This window comes from Qipengyuania sp. 902, assembly GCF_051195295.1.
Lineage (GTDB): Bacteria > Pseudomonadota > Alphaproteobacteria > Sphingomonadales > Sphingomonadaceae > Qipengyuania.
Genome location: NZ_JBNJLJ010000004.1, coordinates 306,476 through 312,769 on the forward strand (window position 1 = coordinate 306,476; position 6,294 = coordinate 312,769).

The window sequence follows — 6,294 nt, forward strand, 5'->3', positions numbered from 1 at the left end:
GCAAGGTTTCGAAGCATCTGCCCTCGATGCAAGGGCAATGGGCGCCGACTTCGGCGGATAGGCGGGTTCCGGATGGAGAAGTGGATCGTGATCTAGGACTTCTCGGAATTGGGAACTAAGAGTAGCTTTCAAAGGCGGCGCGTTGCTTGGAATGGAAAGCACTCCCTAGAAGACCCATGCAACGCGCCAAGCACTTGCTAAGTTCGGTAGGGCACTCGCTTCCAACCATCCTTGCCTAATGTCGCGAAGCCCCTGTCATTTTCTGCGAGGAGGCGCCACAGGTCGTCAGAGCGAGGCAGACTGTTCACATGCCTTGCGCGAACGGTCATATCCATGCTTGGCCAGAAGCCAAAGCCATTCATGAGCGCCCAATGAAAGCTAGAGATCACATCATGCTCGTGGAGAGCCATCATGACCACGGGTTCGAACTTGATGTCTTCGGCGGTAAAGAGTCTCATGCATCACCTTTTTGATCGTTATTGATGCAATCACCGTGACAGAGAGTTTCATGGAAGTCGGGTGGGCAATGCAGGGCTGGCTTTGGATAAAGCATGTGAGCGCTGACAACCTGCCATACTAAGGCCCTTCAATTCATGAGGTCACCTTTGGCATTTCCCCATAGGTCCAGGAATGCTGCCGAGGCTGTCGGCAACTGCCATATGGCGTCTGTGGAGACCCGCCGGCGGCTGGGGCACAGTCCCCGCGATCGCGGCGGGTATGTAGGTTGGGCCTATTGCGGGTGGAAATCAGCAGCCAAAAAATAAGTGCCGTCGAAGCCCTTTGTCGAATATTCGGCCCATCCCCGGTCGGGAGCGGACTCGAGGTGCACAGATCCAGCGCCTCGAGTTGCTGCCATCCAAGCAAAGCGAACTTCCATCTTGAGCAGTCCTTCGCTCCCCAGGGTCTGCAACGCGTGAGCGAAATCGGCGAGGCCGTGCAAGTGTGCGTTGGTCTCGAGATTCTCCGGGAAGAAGATTGCTCGTGTGCGGCTCTCGACGGGAATGCCGCTCAGGTTACGCACTCTCAGCACTCGCTTATCCAGCCTGTGGCAGAAGGTGGAGCAGATGCTTCTGAGGCGCGGCAGCGTCAGCTCCCTGTCCGTATTCAATGTGATAGCGTGCGTATAATTATCATTTGCGCACCAGTTGGTGATCGCTGCGCGTTCTTTCAGCGGTGGTTGTGTCGTTCCCATAACACATAGGATAGCAAACAACACGCGTGTCCGCCACAAAAATTGCATTCTATTCGGCACGCACCTTTGGTGTTGAGCTACGTCTCACTCAATGCCGAGATAAGTTTTTCCAATCCGTCAGGATCCATCCCTTCCGTCTGAAGCTGCGGAAATGCATTGCGCAGAACTTCCACAACATACAGTTCGTGAACGGACAACCATCGCTTCTGCGGGGAACGTTCGCCCACGACTTCGCGCAATACAGCCCGCTGTTCGCGAGTGAGATCCTTTAGTCGAGCGCCGAGAATAGCTTCAAGTTCGAATGCAAGGTTGTCAGGACTGCCCGGTTGATGACTTGAGGACAACGACTCCCAGTCCACGTCAGGGTGACGTTGAATGAGAACAGCCCTTAAGAAGGCGCTTTTCGCCATGCCCAATATCCCGGCTAGTTCTTCAGCTCGGTCTATTGGGATCGGGACGCGACCAGTGGCCATGTGGCTCAGAACAACCGCTGTCTTGTAACCCATCTGTTTGCCGATCTGCCTGACGCTAAGGCCATTATCTTCCCTCGCCCGTGCAATGCCTTCGGCAAGCATCCGGCATGCGAGCGTGTCTGCAAAAGGATAGTCATTCTCCATAGGTGGTAGGATGGCAGATCACACGCATGCGTGTCAAACATATTGACATGACCTGTATGTGTGTTATCTAGAACGCACTCCTGCAACCGTAGATGTGTGCGACTGATCACGCATGCTCACAAAGACACACAAGGAAGACCCACGTGAAACGTTTAACCTACAAAATTGACGAAGTTGCACAGGCTCTCGGCCTAGGCAAAACCACCATTCACAAGCTCCTTCGCGATGGCGAGCTCCAGAAGATCAAGCTTGGGCGCGCGACGCTTATTCCTGCTGAGTCTGTTGAAGCGCTTGTCCAGCGTCACGCAGTTCAAGCTGGAGCATCGTGATGCCGCTGACCGTCAAAGAGATTGAAGCTGCGCTGCCGCGATCGAGACCATGGAAGCTACCGGACGAGAGAGGGCTGTATCTTCAAGTGTCGCCGAACGGATCAAAGCGCTGGCATCTTCGCTACTCCTTTCAAGGGAAGAAGAAGAAAATCAGCTTTGGCCCATTTCCTGATGTAAGCCTCAAGTCAGCCCGCGCAAAACGAGATGAAGCACGCGCTTTGGTCGCTGATGGGGTCGATCCGCTTCAGCAGCGCCGCGATCAAAAACTCGAAGCGCAGCTCGCAGCCGAACATACGTTTGCTTCCGTTGCGCGCGAATTTAACGCAAAGCGAGCGAATGACGGCGACAAGGCGATCGGTTATGCTACCCGCAAAAAGAACGAGTGGCTGCTCTCGTTGGTCGAACCTAAACTCGGCCGCGTGCCGGTCAGGGAGATCACCGCACCGCTTCTCCTTGCGGCATTGAACGACATTCAGGAGTCTGGTCGGCGCGAGACTGCTCGAAGGCTCCGGTCGCTTGTTGGGCGCGTGCTCGATTATGCTATCGCGACTGGCCGTGCAGAGAACAATCCTGCTTCGGCGCTGCGAGGGGCGCTGGCTACACCGTCTGTTCGCCATCACCCCGCAGTGATCGAACCAAAGGCGCTAGCAGAGCTGCTGCGAGCAATTGATAGGTATAGCGGCTTTCCGTCCACCAATGCCGCCATGAAGCTCTCGGCGCACCTTTTTCAGCGTCCTGGTGAGATCCGCACGATGAAGTGGGCTGATGTTGATTTCGAAGCAGCTATTTGGACGATCCCGGCGGGCAAAACCAAGAAGCGTCGTGAGCACCGCGTGCCTCTTTCTCGGCAAGCAATCTGCATCATCCGTTCCATGAAGGACGTCGCCGCCTACAGCGAATATGTGTTTCCGAGCTTCAATCCCAAGAAGCCGCTCTCCGAGAACGCCGTCACCGGCGCGCTCAAGCGGATGGGATATGGGGGAATCATGACTGCCCATGGTTTTCGCACCACCGCCTCCTCGCTACTGAACGAGAGTAACGAGTTTCATCCTGATGCCATCGAACGCGCTTTGGCGCACCAAGACAGCAATGCCGTCCGTGCAGTCTACAACCGCACACAATATTGGGACGAGCGCGTAAGGATGATGCAGTGGTGGTCAGACAAGATCGATTCTCTGAGGCAGATGAATGCGGTCTAGAGGTTGGGGGTCGAATGAAAAAAGACCCCCAAACTGCCCCCCCCCAAACATGCGAATTAACGCAACCTCCGGCGACCAACCACGAAGCTCGCCCGAGATTTTCTCAATTATTTTCAATGAATTCCACCCGATCGCGATGTCGCGCGAAGAAACTACTGGTGCCCAGAAAAGGACAAAGATGGGCACTCAAATCATTGGAGAATTTCCACTGACTTGCCCTAATCGGTTCTGCTTCGCGCTTCATTTTCGGTCATTCGCTCAATCGCCCGCGACTCCCGAAATGCGGTCATAGCGGTCGGACTTCGGTGACGTCCGCTTTCAGGAGGTTCCGAGCGGCGCCGTGATTTCCGAAATGGGGTGAATAGCTGCCGGTTTTATCTGGTGCGCTCGAACCTTGCTGCGCGGCCGTTTCAGTCGTTACCGGTTAAACTCTCTACCACCGGACATTGATCATGATTCCCTGTGCCGCACTGTTCGACCAATGTGGCGAGAGCAATTTCCATCCGTTTGAGATCTGCTAGCTTGGTGCGAACATTTGATAGGTGCTGTTCGGCGATCGATTGCACTCGATCGCAATTCTTCTGCGGTCGGGGCGCAAGATCGAGCAGTGCTTGCACCTCTTCAAGCGAAAAGCCGAGTTCTCGTGCGCGCCGGATGAAACGGAGGCGCTCTATATCCGACGGACCATAATCGCGGTAAGCACCCTTGCGCGGGGGCGGCTCAATCACGCCGATCCGTTCGTAATAGCGGATCGTCTCGATGTTGCATCCGGTTTGCTTCGACACTTCACCGATTTTCACACAAAACCCCTTGAGTCTGTAGTTGCTACAGACAGTAGATACGGCTGCGACTCGGATTCTGCAAAAGGACAATCAATGCGCAGCCTTGGCACTTGGTGGAACGGATTAGCTACGGGCGGCGGCCTCTTTGCAGCATTCGGTGCTGCTGCTTGCTGTGCGCTTCCTTTGGCACTGGCGTCGGTAGGCGTGGGTTCGGCTTGGCTTGGCAGTGTTTCACCGGTCGTAGCGCCCTATCGGTCACCGCTTCTTATCCTCGCATCGGTTCTGCTTTTCGCGGCAACCCTCCGACTACTTTGGCAATTTCACACCGCCCGAACGTGCCCGGCTGATGGGAGTTGTGGCTCACCAACCTATCGGGTTTTGACCGCCGTAGGGATCGCTATCGGTGCGGTATTGCTAATTGGAGCTTTCTTTTATGGCTGAACTGATTTTGATTTCTCGCCTGCGTTGCCCTGAGTGCGGGCACGAGAAGGAAGAGGAAATGCCGACCAACGCCTGCATGTTTTTCTATAATTGCTCGGGCTGCGGCGTACGCCTTCAGCCGCTTCACGGCGATTGCTGCGTGTTCTGTTCATACGGCACGGTCCCCTGCCCACCGATCCAAGAGGGAAATTGCTGTAGTGGCTGAGAAGTTTGACTTCATCGCAATCGGTTCCGGAACGGCTGCGCAGGTCGCTGTCCATCGCATGGCCGAGGAGGGGAAGCGATGCGCGGTTATCGATTATCGTCCCTATGGGGGCACGTGCGCCCTTCGCGGGTGCGACCCCAAAAAGATGATGGTTAGCGGCGAGGAGGCGCTCGCAGCTTTCAGGCGAATGGAAAGGAACGGTATCCATGGGTCGGCTTCAATAGACTGGAACGAACTACAGGCCTTCAAGCGCAGCTTCACCGATCCCGTCCCAGAAAAGCAACAGGCGCAATACGAACGCAAGGGCGTTGCAACGTTCCACGGCAGGGCGCGCTTCGCTGGCCCCGATCGGATCAAAGTGGAGGGTAACGACCTGCGGTTCTCCCACGCACTGATCGCAACCGGAGCGACCCCTCGACCGCTTGGGATCAAAGGTGAGGAATTGTTGACCCACAGCGACGCCTTTCTCGAACTGGATACACTTCCTGATCAGATCGTGTTCGTCGGCGGTGGTTATATTGCGGCGGAATTTGCCCATCTCGCTGCACGCGCCGGAGCCAAAGTCACGATCCTCCAACGTGGCCGTCTATTGAAGGCATTCGACCCTGACATCGTCGGATGGCTGATGCCGAGTTTTGATGATCTAGGAATTGAGATTGTGGACGCGGAAGTCAGCGGCGTGACGGACAATGGCTCGGGTCTCACGGTGCACGCTGGCGACCGCACGATCGAGACAGAACTCGCAGTGCATGCAGCAGGCAGAGTGCCCGCAATCGGCGAACTCGACCTGGAGGCGGGTGAAGTAGCTCGGGGTAAATCCGGTTTGTTGCTTACCCCGCAGCTCCGCAGCCAAAGCAATGACAAAGTGTTCGCCGCTGGGGACGCTGCCGCCAATGGGCCGCCTCTGACACCTGTTTCCAGTCACGATGCAAAGGTCGTGGTGGAGAATATACTCGAAGATAGCGGTCGAAAACCAAATTACCGGGGCGTGCCGAGCGTACTCTTCACCGAACCGCCCGCAGCGAGGGTCGGGGCGCTGGAACGCGAAGCGCGCGAAGCCGGTTTGGATTTCGAGGTGAACGCTGGATCACACCCAAGCTGGTTTTCGGCGCGGCGTCTGAACGAGGAGATTTATGGACACAAGGTTCTGATCGAGAAAGGCTCGGACCGCATTCTGGGTGCACACCTCGTCGGCCCCGACGCTGACGAACTTATCAATATTTTCAGTCTCGCCATCCGGCATGGGCTGACTGCAAACGATATTCAATCGACGATGTTCGCTTACCCGACAGCAGCGTCTGACGCAGGATACATGGTCGGTTGACGTGCGGCGACTTCACCCAGTCGCCTGAAACTCCCTAACGGATGCTGCAGATACCCATTGCTTTTCGCTAAATGATCGACCGCATTGAAGAAGCAACAAAGGTCGGCATGCGTCTGCTTTGGCGTCGTTGCACGAACCCGCTTCGCGGGATGGTTGCTTGTGGTGAGGGTGATGTAGAACGACGGGCGTAGCGTCTGGTCCGAGA

Annotated in this window: 10 protein-coding genes; 5 read left to right on the top strand and 5 right to left on the bottom strand. The window is 56.0% G+C overall.

The annotated features are described in order from the left end of the window. Positions 1–197: 197 nt before the first annotated feature. The 3 genes from ACSH0F_RS13780 to ACSH0F_RS13790 all read right to left on the bottom strand — a co-directional run bounded on the left by ACSH0F_RS13780 (position 198) and on the right by ACSH0F_RS13790 (position 1,809). Positions 198–458: a hypothetical protein gene (locus ACSH0F_RS13780; protein WP_435203723.1), complete on the bottom strand. Its 261-nt coding sequence runs from the start codon at positions 456–458 to the stop codon at positions 198–200. 272 nt (positions 459–730) lie between these two features. Then, the gene (locus ACSH0F_RS13785; protein WP_435203724.1) at positions 731–1,192 is read right to left on the bottom strand and encodes a hypothetical protein; all 462 of its coding nucleotides are present in this window, start codon (positions 1,190–1,192) and stop codon (positions 731–733) included. 77 nt (positions 1,193–1,269) lie between these two features. Continuing rightward, positions 1,270–1,809, bottom strand: coding sequence for a helix-turn-helix domain-containing protein (locus ACSH0F_RS13790; RefSeq protein WP_435203725.1), 540 nt, complete (start codon positions 1,807–1,809; stop codon positions 1,270–1,272). Positions 1,810–1,952: 143 nt separating this feature from the next. Between ACSH0F_RS13790 and ACSH0F_RS13795 the strand changes: the two genes are divergently transcribed. Then, positions 1,953–2,138: a helix-turn-helix domain-containing protein gene (locus ACSH0F_RS13795; RefSeq protein ID WP_435203726.1), complete on the top strand. Its 186-nt coding sequence runs from the start codon at positions 1,953–1,955 to the stop codon at positions 2,136–2,138. Then, positions 2,138–3,337, top strand: a complete 1,200-nt coding sequence (locus ACSH0F_RS13800) for a tyrosine-type recombinase/integrase (protein WP_435203727.1) — start codon at positions 2,138–2,140, stop codon at positions 3,335–3,337. Before ACSH0F_RS13795 ends, ACSH0F_RS13800 begins: the two co-directional genes overlap by 1 nt. 410 nt (positions 3,338–3,747) lie before the next feature. On the opposite strand, the gene ACSH0F_RS13805 is transcribed toward ACSH0F_RS13800, so the two are convergent. Continuing rightward, positions 3,748–4,137, bottom strand: a complete 390-nt coding sequence (locus ACSH0F_RS13805; RefSeq protein ID WP_435203728.1) for a MerR family transcriptional regulator — start codon at positions 4,135–4,137, stop codon at positions 3,748–3,750. 75 nt (positions 4,138–4,212) lie between these two features. On the opposite strand from ACSH0F_RS13805, the gene ACSH0F_RS13810 reads away from it, so the two are divergent. From ACSH0F_RS13810 to ACSH0F_RS13820, 3 genes are read left to right on the top strand one after another with little or no spacing between them, the layout of a single operon-like run. Next, on the top strand, positions 4,213–4,560 hold the full coding sequence (locus ACSH0F_RS13810; RefSeq protein WP_435203729.1) for a mercuric transporter MerT family protein: 348 nt from the start codon (positions 4,213–4,215) through the stop codon (positions 4,558–4,560). Continuing rightward, a complete protein-coding gene (locus tag ACSH0F_RS13815; protein WP_435203730.1) occupies positions 4,553–4,765 on the top strand; it encodes a GDCCVxC domain-containing (seleno)protein in 213 nt (70 codons plus the stop codon). The genes ACSH0F_RS13810 and ACSH0F_RS13815 overlap by 8 nt, the downstream gene beginning before the upstream one ends. After that, positions 4,758–6,089 (top strand): dihydrolipoyl dehydrogenase family protein, encoded by a 1,332-nt coding sequence (locus tag ACSH0F_RS13820; protein WP_435203731.1) that lies wholly within the window; start codon positions 4,758–4,760, stop codon positions 6,087–6,089. Before ACSH0F_RS13815 ends, ACSH0F_RS13820 begins: the two co-directional genes overlap by 8 nt. On the opposite strand, the gene ACSH0F_RS13825 is transcribed toward ACSH0F_RS13820, so the two are convergent. Further along, on the bottom strand, positions 6,047–6,294 hold a 248-nt coding region (locus ACSH0F_RS13825; RefSeq protein WP_435203732.1), incomplete at its 5' end, for a hypothetical protein. The two genes, ACSH0F_RS13820 and ACSH0F_RS13825, sit on opposite strands and share 43 nt — an antisense overlap.

Bases quoted from the DNA above. Each gene is read 5' to 3' on its own strand.
- ACSH0F_RS13780 (WP_435203723.1), bottom strand. From the start codon at position 458: ATGAGACTCTTTACCGCCGAAGACATCAAGTTCGAACCCGTGGTCATG.
- ACSH0F_RS13785 (WP_435203724.1), bottom strand. From the start codon at position 1,192: ATGGGAACGACACAACCACCGCTGAAAGAACGCGCAGCGATCACCAAC.
- ACSH0F_RS13790 (WP_435203725.1), bottom strand. From the start codon at position 1,809: ATGGAGAATGACTATCCTTTTGCAGACACGCTCGCATGCCGGATGCTT.
- ACSH0F_RS13800 (WP_435203727.1), top strand. From the start codon at position 2,138: ATGCCGCTGACCGTCAAAGAGATTGAAGCTGCGCTGCCGCGATCGAGA.
- ACSH0F_RS13810 (WP_435203729.1), top strand. From the start codon at position 4,213: ATGCGCAGCCTTGGCACTTGGTGGAACGGATTAGCTACGGGCGGCGGC.
- ACSH0F_RS13815 (WP_435203730.1), top strand. From the start codon at position 4,553: ATGGCTGAACTGATTTTGATTTCTCGCCTGCGTTGCCCTGAGTGCGGG.